Below are 13,897 nucleotides of genomic sequence, written 5' to 3' on the forward strand. Positions count from 1 at the left end.
GCCGGGCGGGGCGGCGCGGGCGGGTATGTCCGAGGGGTCGGGCTCCGCGGGGTCAGACACGGCGGGTGATCCTCTCCAGCAGGGGAATCGCGTCGGCCAGCAGCCGCTGCTCCTCGGGGGTCAGCTCCTCGTCGATCGCGCGGGCCAGACGGCGGGCGCGCTCGGCGCGGGCGCCGCGCAGGCCGTCGAGACCGGCCTGGCTGAGGGAGACGACGATGCGGCGGCCGTCGGACGGGTCGGGGTCGCGGACGACCAGGCCGCGCTCCTGGAGCACGCCGATGATCGTGCACATCGACTGCGGCCTGATGCCCTCGCCCGCGGCCAGCTCCGTCGCGGTGGCCGGGCCCTCCCGGTCCAGCCGGACCATGGCCGAGATCTGCGAGAAGGTCAGCTCCCCGTCCGGCTTCACCTGCCGCAGCCGCCGCACCAGCGGGCTCAGCGCCACGCGCAGGTCCACCGCGATGCGTCCGGCCTCGGCCGGACGACCCGGACCCGCCGGGTCGTCCGGGCTCGCCGCCGTGCCGGTCGCGTCGGCCGCGGTGCCAGCCGCGTCGCTGCTGGTCGTCATGATGATCAGTATAAACTTATCAGTCCAGGCTTATGGTATAGCTGGCGCATGACTGTTTCCCCCAGCGGTTCGCTGACCGCCACCACCGTCACGATCACCGGCCACGGCGGCGACGAGATCGAGGCGTACGTGGCCCGACCGGAGGGCGACCACCGCCGCGGCGGTGTCGTCGTCATCCACCACCTGCCCGGATACGACCGCCCGACCAAGGAGATGACGCGGCGGTTCGCCGAGATGGGCTACGACGCCGTCTGCCCCAACCTCTTCCACCGCGAGGCCCCCGGCGCGGCCCCCGACGACGCCGCCGCGGTCGGCCGCGCCAACGGCGGGGTCCCGGACGAGCGGCTGGTCGGCGACGTCGAGGGCGCGGTCGCGTACCTGCGCGCCCTGCCCACCTCCAACGGCAAGGCCGGCGTCATCGGCCACTGCTCGGGCGGCCGTCAGGCCGTGCTCAGCGCCTGCCACCTCGACGTGGACGCCGCCGTCGACTGCTACGGCGCCTTCGTCACCGGCACCGTCCCCGAGGGCTTCGTCCTGCGGATCACCAACCTCGTCGACCAGCTCCCCAGCCTCGGCGCCCCGCTGCTCGGCCTGTTCGGCGCCGCCGACAGCCACCCGAGCCCCGCCGAGGTCGCCGAGCTGGAGCGCATCCTCACCGACCTCGGCAAGGAGTACGAGTTCCACAGCTACGAGGGCGCCGGGCACGGCTTCTTCGCCGTCGACCGCCCCAACTACAACGTGCCCGCCGTCCAGGACGGCTGGGAGCGCATCGCGGACTTCTACGGCAAGCACCTGGAGGGCTGACCATGTGCACGTACTCCACCGTCAAGGCCGAGGTCGAGGGCAGCGCCAAGGGGCCGGGCGGCTCCTGGTTCCACGTCACCGACGTGACCGTCTACTTCGACCACCCCGTGCACGCGCTGGCCGAGCACACCCTGAACATCGACTTCGCCGCCCCCGCCAAGGGGCCCTCGGCCCGCGTCGCCCTGGAGCTGACCGCGGACTCCGCGCGGGCGCTGATCACCGCGATCCAGGACGCGCTGGCGGCCGTGCCGCGCGAGATGGCCGTCTGACCACCGGGCCCGCGGGCCCAAGGCCCCTGCCGCGCGGCGGAGTTCGGGCCGGGCGCCCGGCCCCGCTGCTACGCGACCCCGTCCTCGCTCTGCCGCACGCACGCCGACTCGCACGCGTCCAGTCGCGCCAGGCCCGCCAGTATCGTCCGCGCCTTCGCCTCCAGGCGGTAGGTGCGGGCGAGTTCCAGGGCCCGGTCCCAGTGCTTGCGGGCGGAGGCGGGGTCGCCGCGCTCGAAGTGCGTACGGGCCAGCACCTCCAGGGTGTCGGCCGCCGTACCGCGGTCCCCGAGCCGGTCCAGGATCGCGACCGTCTCCTCCAGCGCCGCGACCGCCTCGTCGTACCGGCCCACGGTGCGCAGCGCCTCGCCGAGGCTGGTGAGGCTGCGCGCCGTGCTGGTCAGCAGCCCGCGCTCGCGCCACATCCCCAACGCCCGCCGGTAGCAGGCGATCGCGGCGGCCGGGTCGCCTGCGCCCAGGTGCGCGTCACCGAGATTGCCCAGCACGGTCGCGACCCGGTCGGCGTCGCCCACCGCGTAATGCAGGTCGAGCGACTGCCTGCCGTACTCCAGCGCGAGATCGTGGTCGCCCAGCGCGTGGTGCAGTCCCGAGAGGTTGTTGAGGATCGCCGCCTGCCCCTGGAGGTCGCCCGCCGCCTCGAAGTACCGCCGGGCGACGCCCAGATGCTCAAGGCACGGGTCCACCCGGTCGGCCATGCCGTGCGCGACGCCGAGCCTGCTGTGCATCCACGCCCGGCCCTGGACGTCCCCGGTCTCCTCCACGCAGGCCATCGCCTCCTGGAGGCACAGGTCCCACTCACCGGTCCACCAGTACGCCTGCGCGTAGCCGAACAGACCCGCCGCCAGCCGCCACGCCACGTCGGGCCAGCGGCGCGCCGCCGCCAGCCGTATCGCCTCCTTGATCGCGGGCAGCTCCTTGACGCACCACCGCAGCGCGGCCTCCTCGCTGTCGAACTCCAGCGGGGGCACGGCCGGTTGCTCGTGCAGCGGCGGTATCGGATGGCCCTCGGGCGCGAGCAGGGCCGCGGTCCCGGCGACCGTGACCGTGTACCAGACCAGCAGGCGGCGCAGGCCGTTCTCGCGGACCCGCGGCGGCACCTCCTCGGCGGCGCGGGTCGCCGCGTACTCGCCCAGCAGGTCGTGGAAGGAGTAGTGGCCGGCCCGCGGAGTCTGCAACAGGTGCGTGTCGACCAGCGCTTCGAGCAGGTCCTCGGCCGGGGCGGGGTCGCGGCCGATCAGCGCGGCGGCCGGGACGAGGTCCAGCGGGTGGCCCGGCCACAGGCCCAACAGCCGGAAGGCGCGGGCCGCTTCGCGCTCGGCGGCCTGCGGGCTGTCGCGCATCGCGAGATAGCTCATCGCGAAGGTGTCCTGCACGGCCAGGCCGCCCGCGGACAGCGCGTGCAGCCGGTCGCCCGCGCCGTCCAGCCGCTCCGCCAGCGCGGTCAGCGGCCAGTTGGGGCGGGCCGCCAGCCGGGCGCCCGCTATGCGCAGCGCCAGCGGCAGTCCGCCGCAGGCCGCCAACACCCCTGCCGCCGCGGCAGGTTCGGCCGCCACCCGCTGCTGCCCGCACACCGCGACCAGCAGCCGGTGCTGCTCCTCCGCGCCCAGCGGCTCCAGCGGCAGCCGTACCGCTCCGGGCAGATCCGCCAGCGTCCTGCGGCTCGTCACGATCACCGCGCTGTCGCCGCGGCCCGGCAGCAGCGGCACCACCTGCGCCGCGTCGCCCGCGTTGTCCAGCACCAGCAGCACCCGGCGGCCGTGCAGCGCCTGCCGCAGCAGCGCCGACAGGTCGTCCGGGTCGTCCGGCAGCGGCAGCGCGCCGCCGGTGCCCGGCGCGCCGCCGTCGGCCAGATCGCCCAGGAACCGGGCCAGCAGGTCGCGCGGGCGGCGCGCGTCACCCGCGCCGAAGCCGCGCAGGTCGGCGTAGAGCACGCCGTCGGGGAAGTCGCAGCGCGCCCGGTGCGCCGCGTGCACCGCGAGCGCCGTCTTGCCTATGCCGCCCATGCCGGTGACGACCGCCACGCGCGGGGCGTCCGGGTCACAGGGGCGTATCACCCCGAGCAGCGCGGCCAGTTCGTCCGTACGGCCGGTGAAGTCGCCGGTGTCGGCCGGGAGTTGGGCCGGGGGAGTGGACGGCTGGGATTCCTGCGGAGCCGCTTCGTCCTCGGGGGCCGCCAGGATCTCGCGGTACGCGGCCTGCACCGAGGGGCCCGGCTCCACGCCCAACTCGTCGACCAGCGTGCGGCGCAGGTCGTGGAAGGCGGCAAGTGCCTCCGCCTGCCGGTGCGTTCGGTGCAGGGCCAGCATCCACTGGCGGTGGAACGGCTCGCGCAGCGGATGCGCCGCCGTCAGCGCCGCCAATTCCGCCGCCATTCCCTGATGGCGGCCCAGTGCCAACTCCGCGTCGAAACGCCACTCCAGGGTCTGGAGCCGGGCCTCCGCCAAATGCGCCGCGTACGCCCGCAGCGGGTCCGACAGCGCCGGTACGTCCGCCAGCGGGTCGCCGCGCCACAGCGCCAGTGCCGCCCGGCACTCGGCCAGCACCGCCGGCCAGTCCCCGTCCCGGTGCGCCGCCCGCGCCGCCGCGTGATGCCGTACGAACACCTCGGCGTCCAGCTCGCCGACCGCCACGTCCAGTACGTAGCCCTGCGGGACCGCCCGCAGGCGCGAACCCGGGCGGTCGTCCTCGGCCAACAGCCGTCGTAGCCGGGCCACATGATTGTGCAGCGACGCCGTCGCCGTCGGCGGGGGCTCCTCGCCCCACATCGCCGCCTTCAGGGCCTCCGGGCGCACCGCCCGGCCCGGACTGCTCAACAGCGCGGCCAGCAGTGCCCGCGCCTTCGCCGAGCCGACGCCGCCACCCTCCACGGTCACAGCTCCGAGCAGCTCGAACCGCATCCGTGGCCCTCTCTGGCCGTTCCCCCGAACGGCGCGTTAGCCCCATGTTAGCGGCCGGTTGGCGCCCCCCTCCATGCTTGACCTCCGGGTCCGGCCCGGCGGCGCGGGTGGGTCCATCCACCGCCGCAACGGGGGCGCGGCACGCCGCGGCCGGACCCGACCACTTCGCCCCCTCCCGCCCTCCGGGCGCGGGAAGACCGCCTCGCCTCTCCGCAAGGCCCTGCCCCTGCGCACGCCGCCGATGCGGTCGCCTTCGGGCCGGCAGCCCGGTGGGGGCGTGTCGCGCAGTTCCCCGCGCCCCTGAAATCCCCCTCCTTGCGCAAGGCCAGCGGCCCTCGTCCTCATCCGCGAGGACCTGTGCCCCTGGTGGGGCGGACCGTTTTTTGCCCAGGGCGGCACGCCGATCTTTTAGGGGCGCGGGGAACTGCGCGCTCAGCCACGGCGGTGGCGCGGGTGAAGAACCGGCCCCAGTGGGGCAGATGCGGTTGTTTTCGGGCTGGCAGCCCGGTGGGGGCTTGTCGCGCAGTTCCCCGCGCCCCTCAAAAGATCGGTGTGCCGCCCTGGGTAAAGGGCGCTGTTCGGGGGCGCGGGCCGGGAAAGATCGGGGGGCCCACAGCGGGAGCGTGTCAGTGGGGTGTGGGCGGCGTGTCAGTGGGCGGGGGGAGGGTGGGGGCATGGAGAAGACGGTGGGCGGGGAGAGAGCGGCAGCGAAGGCGGCGGCGTTCGGGAAATTCGTGGTGTGCGGCGGAGGCGTCGGCCTGCTGTCGAGCGCCGTGCTGGTGGCGGCGGCGGGCCACGCCCCGTTCGCGCTGGTGAACGCGGTGGTCACCGTGGTGTCGACGCTGCTGGCGACGGAGCTGCACCACCGGATCACGTTCAGGTCCGCCGAAGGCGGATGGGCGGGGTGGCGGGTGCACAGCAAGTCGGCGCTGACGCTGCTCGGGGCATACCTGTTCACGACGGCGGCCGTCCTGACGCTGGACCATGCGCACCCGCACCCGGGCGCCCTGCTGGCGCAGGCCGTGTACCTGGGGGCCTCCGCCCTGGCGGGCATCGCCCGCTTCGCGACGCTGCGCCTTCTGGTCTTCCCCACCCGGAACCCGGCCCGCGAGGCCGCCCGCGATGCCGCCCGCGAGGGCACCCGCGAGGCCGCGAAGCCGCTGGACCGGGACGGTGTGGCGGCAGCCGCGTAACGGCCCGGAGACGTCCCCGGGCGCCCCGTAACATTCCCCGTTCCCCGCCGCGTCGAAGAGGTGAAGGGTCGGACGGGGGAAGGGGAGCGGGATGCGAGAGGGGGAGACGGCGGCGTATCTGGAGTTCGCGGCGGTCCGCGCGAGCCACCTGTACCGGTCGGCCTGTCTGCTCGCCAGCGGCGACACGCACCTGGCGGAGGACCTGGTCCAGGAGACGCTGGGCCGGATGTTCGTCGTCTGGGGCCGGATGGCGAAGGTGGGGAATCCGGCCGCGTACGCCCAGACGGTCCTGGTCCGCGCCTTCCTGACCCACCAGCGGCGGCGCAGCAGCAAGGAACGCCCGAGCGCGGAGCTGCCGGACAGCCCCACGCGGCACTGCGACGACGCGACGCTCAGGATCACGCTGCTCGACGCGCTCGGCCGGCTCTCGCCGAAGGACCGGGCGGTCCTGGTGCTGCGGTACTGGGAGGACCGCAGCATCGAGGAGACCGCCGAGGCCCTGCGCTCCACACCGGGAGCCATAAGGACCCGCACGGTACGCGCGCTCGCCCGGCTCAGGGCGGATCTCGGCGGCAGCCTCGCCGATCTCATCGCCCGCTGAGCCGCGTCCGCTGAGCCCCCGCAACCGATAGCCGCCGAACGACCGAACGACCGAACGACCGACAGACCAACCGGCCGCACCCGTGGCCGTACCCCCACACGTAGACCGCATCCGTACACACCAAACCGAGACGGTGGTTCCGCCATGCCCATCGAACCGATCGAATTCGAAGACGAGCTGGGCGACGCGCTGCGCCGCACCGCCGACACGTTCCAGCCGGACGACTCCCGCGGCCTGGTCGCGGAGGGGCACGCGCACGGCCGCAGACTGCGCCGCAGGCGTACGGCCGCGATCACCGCGGGCGTCGCGGCCTTCGCCCTGGTCGGGGTGGGCGGCGCGCTGGTCGGCGGCCTGGCCAAGGGCGACGGGGGCAGCGGGGTCGCGTCGGCGCCCACGAAGCCCGCGGTGTCGTCCACGGCCTCGGACAAGGCGAGTTCCGCGGCGAAGCCGGCCAGGCCCGCGATGACGGCCAAGCAGGTGATGGACCTGTTCCTGGCGACGCTGCCCAAGGGTCATGTCACGAAGTCCACCTGGCCCAGCCGCGGCACCGAGGAGGGCATTCCGCTGGCGGCGGTCGTCTTCAACAAGGGGCTGGTGACGCTCGGCATCGGATTGGGCGAGGCGGTGCCGTCGTGCCCGGACTTCCCCTCGCAGGACCCGGACACCTCGTGCACGTCGACGCACGTGCACGGCGGCACGCTGACGATCTCCAAGGGCTTCGAGTACTCCGACCACCGGGCCGAGACCAAGGAGTGGTACGCGACCCTCGTCACACCCTCCGGCGCCGTGATCAGCCTGAGCGAGTGGAATTCCAGGGATGAGAAGGACGCCCCGATCTCACGTCCGAATCCGCCGCTCAGCTCGGCCCAGCTCGCCAAGATCGTCACCGACCCGCGCTGGCAGCGGGTGATCGACGCGCTGCCCGACCCGGACAAGGCGACCAGGGACAACGCGGCCACGGACCCGTCGGCGAAGGACAAGGCGTCCGCCCGCCTGGCGGGCACGTACGGCGGCTGACACCGCCCCCCGCCCGGACGTTCCCCGACCCGTCTCCCGGCCCGTCCCCCGGTGCCTCGCAGGGCCTTCCCCCCGCCCCCTCCTCCGGTCCGCCGCCGACCGGACCGGGGGAAGGGGGGCTTCCCGTTCACAAGCTTTTTGCGCATGCTTTGAGTACCCGGGTGCCGTCGGCGACGGCTTTCGGGTGACAATGCGACAGTCGAAGCTGAAGTATTCGGCACAGTTGGCCCCCTGAAAGAAGCGAGGATCTCCATGTTGCGAAACGGGCTGGAGCCGTGGCACCTGATCGTGGTGGCGATCGTCGTCATCGTGCTGTTCGGTTCCAAGAAGCTGCCGGAGGCGGCCCGCGGACTCGGTAAGTCGATGCGCATCCTCAAGTCCGAGGCGAAGGCGATGAAGAGCGACGACACGGGGCCCGCGAGCCCCGAGCCGACCGCCACCGCCACCCCGGCGCCCGAGGCCATCACCCCGAGCGACGTCGTGACCGCGAGCGAGACGACCCCGACTCCGCAGCCGACGACCACGGCCAAGTAGCCGCCCCGCGCGCGGCGTTCACCGCCGCGTCCGCCGGGTATCCGGCCGAATCACCGGGAAGCGCCCGTCGGCCCCCCGCCGGACGCCGCTGGGACGCGGCCTGCCCCCGCCCCCCGTTTCCGGGATCCGGCAGCCTTGATACGTTCCTGATGTCCAGGAACCGGAAGGCCGGATCCGGTGGAGTGACGGGGGGCCAGGGGTGACCACGGGTACGGGCAGCGCCGCGGAAGCCGTACCGCCGGAGTTTCTGACCGGTTTTCCCGAAACGCTCGCCGAGGTCTCCCGCAGTTGCCGCCCGCTCAGCCGCGCCGAGCGCGAGAGCCGCCGTGCGCTGGGCGAGCAGGCGGCGGACTCCGGCATAGCCCTGCCGTCGCTGATCGGCACCCACCTCACGGCCGTCCGCGAGACCTGGCCGGTACTGCCCGGCGTGGCCGACGCCAGGAGCACCGCCGAGCTGCGGCAGGTCGGCGCCGCCGTACTGGCCGCCCTGGAGACCGGTGTCGCCGCCCTCGCCGAGGGCCACAGCCGGGCGCAGCGGCACTCGGTACGCCGCGCGGCCCTCGCCCGCCGCGCCTTCGTCGACGACCTGCTCTACGGCCGCAGCGACCCCGGCCGCCTCGCGGAACAGGCCGAGGGCTTCGGACTGCGGCTCGCGGGCCAGCACGTCGTGGCCGTCGCCGCGGCGCCCGAGGACGGGCCGTACGACGAGACGCACCCCGCGCTGAGCCGGGTCGAGCGCGAACTGGCGGGCCGCTTCGGCGACCACGACGCGCTGGTCGCGCCCAAGGACGGCCGGATGGTCTGCGTCGTGCCCGGCACGCAGCGCCAGGTGCTCGACGCCTTCGTGAAGACCGTCGCCGCGCCCAGGACCGCCGTCGGCCGCTCGCACAGCGGCGCCTCCGGCGTGGTCCGCTCGTACGAGGAAGCGCTCAGCGCCCTGGACCTCGCCGACCGGCTCGGCCTGGAGGCGACCGTGCTCAACGCGGCCGACCTGCTGGTCTTCCCTGTGCTCATGCGCGACCGCGCGGCGATGCTCGACCTGGTCAAGACGGTGCTCGGCCCGCTGGAGGAGGCGCGCGGCGGGGCGCTGCCGCTGCTGGAGACGATCACCGCGTACGCCGCCGCCGGGTACGTGAACGCCGAGGCCGCCCGGCGGCTCGACCTGAGCGTGCGCGCGCTGTCGTACCGGCTGGAACGTATCGCCGCCGTGACCGGCTTCGACCCGGACGACGCCTTGCAGCGCTACACCCTGGAGACGGCCGCGATGGGCGCGAGGCTGCTGGACTGGCCGACCAAACCGCTGTGAGCCGCGCGCCGACGCGGCGGGTGCGCTGACGTGGACGCGCACGCGCGAGCGAGGGCTGCCCACGCGGCGGGCGGCACGGTTCGGCGGGTGCGCTGACGTGGCTGGTGTGCCGACGCGGCGGCCGGGGCTACGCGGCCGGCGGGGGCGGTGTCGCGCCGGTGGGTATCGCGGCCGCTCCGGCGGCGCGGGCGGCGGCCACTTCGGCGGCTTCCGCCTCCTGCGTCGGGCAGCTCCGGTCCTCCTCCGAGCGGGCCTCCTCGCACTCCGTCTTGAGCCCGGCGCTGATCGCCCGGCCCGCGTCGCGCAGCGTGGCCAGCTGCTCGGGGGTCAGGACGTCGAAAAGGTGCTCGCGGACGGCCGTCACATGCCCGGGGGCCGCCGCTTCCAGCGCGGCGAACCCGGCGTCGGTGAGCGTCGCCACCCAGCCGCGCCGGTCGCAGTCGGCGGGGCTGCGTACCACCCAGCCCTGTTTCTCCAGCGCGGACACCGCGTGCGAGAGGCGGCTGCGCGAGGACTGCGAGGCTTCCGCCAGCTCGCTCATCCGCAGGCTGCGCCCGGACGCCTCCGAGAGCCGCACCAGAATCTCGTAGTAGGCCATGGGCATGCCGGACTCGCGGCGGAGCTGGCGGTCGATATACGCCGAGAACTCCACGCTCGCGGTCATATACGCACGCCAGATCTCCTGCTCGTCGTCGCTCAGCCAGCGCACATCGTCCATGCCCACCAGCATACGGGTGGTTGAACTCTCAACACCATGGCGTTATGGTGGGTGAGCGCTCAACCAAATACCCCGGTTCACCGCTCAAGGAGCCCCACATGTCCTCCCAGACCGAAGTGATCGACGGCTACGTCGCCGGCAAGTGGACGATCGACGCGGTCCACTCCGATGTCTCCTTCTACGTCCGTCACCTCGGTGTCTCCAAGGTCCGCGGCAGCTTCGACAGCTTCGAGGGCACCATCGAGACCGCCGAGAACCCGGTGGACTCGAAGGTCTCCGCGGTGATCAAGACCACCTCGGTGAGCACCAACAACGAGATGCGCGACAACCACGTCCGCAGCGCGGACTTCCTGGACGTGGAGAAGTTCCCGGAGCTGACCTTCACCTCCACCGCGATCCGCCCCAAGACCTCCGAGCTGTTCGAGGTCGACGGCGACCTGACGCTGCACGGCGTCACCAAGACCGTCACCCTCCAGCTCGAACTGAACGGCTTCGGCACGGCCCCCCAGGGCCACGCCATCGCCGGTTTCTCGGCCGCCACCGAGATCAGCCGCAGCGACTTCGGCGTGACCGGCGGCGCCGCCGGCGCGGCCGTCAGCGACAAGATCCGCATCGCGCTGGAGATCGAGGCCGCCCAGGGCTGAGGCCCCCGCGCCCCGCCCTGCCACGGCACGGCAGATCACGCGTTCTCGCGCCTTCGCGCGGCGTATTCCACGGCTCCGGCCGCCCTCCGTACGGGTCACTCCGCGCGGACGGCGGCCGGAGCCGTTTCGGTTGCGGTCGGTTCAGGACGTGTAGACGCGGTGAAGACTGCCGGGAACCGGCAATGCGACAAAGGTTCCCGGACTGCGACAATCATCGCGGGGCGGGGGAGAGCCGCACAGGGGGGAGGTGTTGGGGATGGGGGAGTTCACCAGCATCGTTCTCGGCTTTCCGACCGTCCTGTTCGGCGGGGCCCTGGTGGTCGTGGTCTGCTTCTGGCTCGTTGTGCTCCTCGGGGGGGCCGATGCCAACGGACCCGGACACCACGGCCCCGACGCCGACTTCGGGGGCGCCGGACACGGCGGTCACGGCGGGCTCGACGCGCACGCGCACGACGCCCCGGACGGCGGCCACGAGGGCCACGGCGGACTCGGCGGCCTGCTGGCCGCCACGGGACTGGACGGCGTGCCCGTCACCGTCGTCTTCTCGCTGCTCACCGCGCTCGCCTGGTTCCTGAGCCTGGCCGGCTCCGCGGCGCTCGACGGCGCCGGCCCGCCGGGCCTGGTGCGCACGCTGCTGTCCTTCGCCGTCCTGTGCGGCGCCGTGATCGGCTCCTGGTCGCTGACCTGGGTGCTGGTCCGCCCGCTGCGACGGCTCTTCCCGCACGAACGCCCGCCCTCACGCGAGGACTTCGTCGGGCAGCCCTGCGTGATCCGCACCGGACGCGTCACCGGCGCCTTCGGCCAGGCCGAGGTCACCTCGCCGGACGGCTCCACCGCGGTGGTCCAGGTCCGGCAGAGCGGCGAGGACAGGTACGCGGCGGGCAGCACCGCGCTGATCTACGCGTACGAGCCCGACGGCGAGTTCTTCTGGGTCGCGCCGTTCGACCCTTACGAACGCATCGGCCCCGCGACGGTCTGAGCGGTTCAACCCCTGAAGGCCGCGAGGCCCGAAGGCTTCACCGCCTCGGGGCCGCGACGCCTCGCCGCGCCCGCCCGTCCGCACCCCCGCTGAACGTCCCCGCTGAACGTCCCCGCCGGCCGGACCACTCCGGCCGGTCCGCCTCGCCGCGCGGCACCAACCCGCCGTACGGCGGCACATCGTCCCCGCACCACCAGACCCGTAGAACCTGAGGATCTGCCATGGATGCCACCGCCATCGGAATCGGCGTGCTCTTCGGAGTGCTTCTGCTCATCGCCCTCGGAACGCTGTTCACCGTGAGCCGGCTGTTCCGAAAAGTCGCCCAGGGCCAGGCGTTGATCATCTCCAAGGCGAAGCATGTCGACGTCACCTTCACCGGCGCCGTCGTGCTGCCCGTCCTGCACAAGTCCGAGCAGATGGACATCTCGGTGAAGACCATCGAGATCCAGCGGACCGGCCGCGAGGGCCTGATCTGCCAGGACAACATCCGCGCCGACATCCACCTGACCTTCTTCGTCCGCGTCAACAAGACGAAGGAGGACGTGATCAAGGTCGCGCAGGCGATCGGCACCGAACGGGCCAGCCACCAGGGGACGTTGCAGACGCTGTTCAACGCGAAGTTCTCCGAGGCGCTGAAGACCGTCGGCAAGCAGCTCGACTTCGTCGACCTCTACACCCACCGCGAGAACTTCCGCGACCGGATCATCCAGGTCATCGGCACCGACCTCAACGGTTACCACCTGGAAGACTGCGCGATCGACTTCCTCGAGCAGACCCCGATGACGCAGCTCGACCCGGCCAACATCCTGGACGCGCAGGGCATCCGGAAGATCACCGAGCTGACGGCGATCGAGCACGTGCGCACCAACGAGTTCCAGCGCACCGAGCAGAAGGAGATCACCCGGCAGAACGTCGACGCGCGCGAGACCATCCTGGAGCTCGAACGCCGTCAGGCCGAGGCCGAGATCAAGCAGCGCCGCGAGGTCGAGACGCTGCGCGCCAAGGAAGAGGCGGCGACCGCCCGCGTGCAGGAGGAGGAACGCCTGGGCGCGCAGGGCGCGTTCATCCGCACCGAGGAAGTGCTCGGCGTCCAGCGCGAGAACCAGCAGCGCGAGATAGCGGTCGCGCAGAAGAACCGCGAGCGGGTCATCGCCGTGGAGAACGAGCGGATCGAGAAGGACCGCGTCCTCGAAGTCATCGCCCGCGAGCGGGAGACGGAGCTGTCCCGGATCTCCAAGGAGAAGGAGGTCGAGTCCGAGCGCCGCGAGGTCGCCGACGTCATCCGGGAGCGGATCGCGGTCGACCGCACGGTGGCCGAGCAGGAGGAGTCGATCAAGGCGCTGCGGCTGGTGCAGGAGGCCGAGCGCGAGCGGCAGGCGCTCATCATCACCGCGGAGGCGCAGGCACAGGAGCAGCTCGTCAAGGACATCAAGGCGGCGGAGGCGTCCGAGCAGGCCGCGCACCACAAGGCACGCGAGTCGCTGACCATGGCCGAGGCCCGCAAGCAGGCCGCCGAGCTGGACGCCGCCGCCAAGATCCGGCTGGCCGAGGGCATCCGGGCGGAGGCCGCGGCGGCCGGGCTCGCCGACGTCGAGGTGCGCGAGCGCAGCGCGGAGGCGATCACCAAGGTCGGTCACGCCGAGGCCGAGGCCACCGAGGCCCGGCTCAAGGCGGAGGCGGAGGGCTCGCGGCTGCTGGCGCTGGCCAACGCCGAGGGCACGACCGCGCAGGCGAAGGCCGACGCGGCGATGATCGGCGAGAAGCTGAAGGCGGAGGCCGAGGGCCTGACGGAGAAGGCCGCCGCGATGGCGGCGCTCGACGACGCCTCGCGCGGCCACGAGGAGTACCGGCTGCGGCTCGCCGCGGAGAAGGACATCCGGATGGCCGGGCTCGACACGCAGCGCTCCATCGCGGAGGCGCAGGCGACGGTGCTGGCCACCGGCCTGGAGCACGCCGACATCCAGATCGTCGGCGGCGACAGCGTCTTCTTCGACAAGCTGCTCGGCGCGGTCTCGGCCGGGCGCAGCGTCGACAACTTCGTGGCGAACTCCGACACCGTCAAGACGCTCGCGGGCACCTGGCTCGACGGTTCGGGCAACAGCTTCACCGAGGACGCCACGCGCGTGCTGTCCTCGCTCGGGTCCGGTGACGTCGCCAACCTCACCGTCTCCGCGGTGCTCGGCCGCCTGATCGCCGAGGGCGGTCCCCAGGCGGGTTCGCTGAACAAACTCCTCGACCAGGCACGGTCGTTGGGCCTGGCCGACGCGCCGCTGAGCGCTCTGCGCGGTGCCGCGCCCGACGCCCAGCCCGCGGCCTCCTCGGCCAACGGTCTCGTCAAGAAGTGAGGGG

The 13,897-nt window shown here is 73.1% G+C and carries 13 protein-coding genes; 10 read left to right on the plus strand and 3 right to left on the minus strand.

Annotated elements, in window-relative coordinates; genetic code table 11:
• Positions 1-52: 52 nt before the first annotated feature.
• The gene (locus ACIOC1_RS22295; RefSeq protein ID WP_401856152.1) at positions 53-568 is read right to left on the minus strand and encodes a MarR family winged helix-turn-helix transcriptional regulator; all 516 of its coding nucleotides are present in this window, start codon (positions 566-568) and stop codon (positions 53-55) included.
• Between the two features lie 48 nt (positions 569-616).
• Between ACIOC1_RS22295 and ACIOC1_RS22300 the strand changes: the two genes are divergently transcribed.
• Positions 617-1,372, plus strand: coding sequence for a dienelactone hydrolase family protein (locus ACIOC1_RS22300; protein WP_401716661.1), 756 nt, complete (start codon positions 617-619; stop codon positions 1,370-1,372).
• A 2-nt stretch (positions 1,373-1,374) separates the two neighbouring features.
• The gene (locus ACIOC1_RS22305) at positions 1,375-1,641 is read left to right on the plus strand and encodes a DUF6295 family protein (RefSeq protein ID WP_355336387.1); all 267 of its coding nucleotides are present in this window, start codon (positions 1,375-1,377) and stop codon (positions 1,639-1,641) included.
• A 68-nt stretch (positions 1,642-1,709) separates the two neighbouring features.
• Here the strand turns inward: ACIOC1_RS22305 and ACIOC1_RS22310 are convergent, their stop codons facing one another.
• Positions 1,710-4,556, minus strand: coding sequence for a BTAD domain-containing putative transcriptional regulator (locus ACIOC1_RS22310; protein WP_391162525.1), 2,847 nt, complete (start codon positions 4,554-4,556; stop codon positions 1,710-1,712).
• Between the two features lie 674 nt (positions 4,557-5,230).
• Here ACIOC1_RS22310 and ACIOC1_RS22315 point away from each other — a divergent pair.
• The 5 genes from ACIOC1_RS22315 (at position 5,231) to ACIOC1_RS22335 (ending at position 9,207) form a co-directional block, all read left to right on the plus strand.
• A complete protein-coding gene (locus ACIOC1_RS22315) occupies positions 5,231-5,749 on the plus strand; it encodes a hypothetical protein (RefSeq protein ID WP_401856153.1) in 519 nt (172 codons plus the stop codon).
• A gap of 91 nt (positions 5,750-5,840) precedes the next feature.
• Positions 5,841-6,350 carry a SigE family RNA polymerase sigma factor gene (locus tag ACIOC1_RS22320; RefSeq protein WP_401856154.1) on the plus strand — a complete coding sequence of 170 codons (510 nt, stop codon included), beginning with the start codon at positions 5,841-5,843 and terminating at the stop codon, positions 6,348-6,350.
• Between the two features lie 144 nt (positions 6,351-6,494).
• Positions 6,495-7,367, plus strand: a complete 873-nt coding sequence (locus tag ACIOC1_RS22325; RefSeq protein ID WP_401856155.1) for a hypothetical protein — start codon at positions 6,495-6,497, stop codon at positions 7,365-7,367.
• A 252-nt stretch (positions 7,368-7,619) separates the two neighbouring features.
• A complete protein-coding gene (gene tatA, locus ACIOC1_RS22330) occupies positions 7,620-7,901 on the plus strand; it encodes a Sec-independent protein translocase subunit TatA (protein WP_355336392.1) in 282 nt (93 codons plus the stop codon).
• A 199-nt stretch (positions 7,902-8,100) separates the two neighbouring features.
• Positions 8,101-9,207: a helix-turn-helix domain-containing protein gene (locus ACIOC1_RS22335; protein ID WP_355336393.1), complete on the plus strand. Its 1,107-nt coding sequence runs from the start codon at positions 8,101-8,103 to the stop codon at positions 9,205-9,207.
• A 127-nt stretch (positions 9,208-9,334) separates the two neighbouring features.
• Here the strand turns inward: ACIOC1_RS22335 and ACIOC1_RS22340 are convergent, their stop codons facing one another.
• Entirely contained in the window at positions 9,335-9,925 is a 591-nt protein-coding gene (locus tag ACIOC1_RS22340) for a MarR family transcriptional regulator (RefSeq protein ID WP_355336394.1), read from the minus strand.
• A 98-nt stretch (positions 9,926-10,023) separates the two neighbouring features.
• On the opposite strand from ACIOC1_RS22340, the gene ACIOC1_RS22345 reads away from it, so the two are divergent.
• From ACIOC1_RS22345 to ACIOC1_RS22355, 3 genes are all read left to right on the plus strand, one after another.
• Complete coding sequence (locus tag ACIOC1_RS22345) at positions 10,024-10,569, plus strand: YceI family protein (protein WP_355336395.1); 546 nt, start codon at positions 10,024-10,026, stop codon at positions 10,567-10,569.
• Between the two features lie 256 nt (positions 10,570-10,825).
• Positions 10,826-11,548 carry a hypothetical protein gene (locus ACIOC1_RS22350; RefSeq protein WP_355336396.1) on the plus strand — a complete coding sequence of 241 codons (723 nt, stop codon included), beginning with the start codon at positions 10,826-10,828 and terminating at the stop codon, positions 11,546-11,548.
• 221 nt (positions 11,549-11,769) lie between these two features.
• Positions 11,770-13,893 carry an SPFH domain-containing protein gene (locus ACIOC1_RS22355; RefSeq protein ID WP_401309892.1) on the plus strand — a complete coding sequence of 708 codons (2,124 nt, stop codon included), beginning with the start codon at positions 11,770-11,772 and terminating at the stop codon, positions 13,891-13,893.
• The last annotated feature ends 4 nt before the right edge of the window (positions 13,894-13,897 follow it).

The organism is Streptomyces sp. NPDC088197, assembly GCF_044741185.1.
Classification (GTDB): domain Bacteria; phylum Actinomycetota; class Actinomycetes; order Streptomycetales; family Streptomycetaceae; genus Actinacidiphila.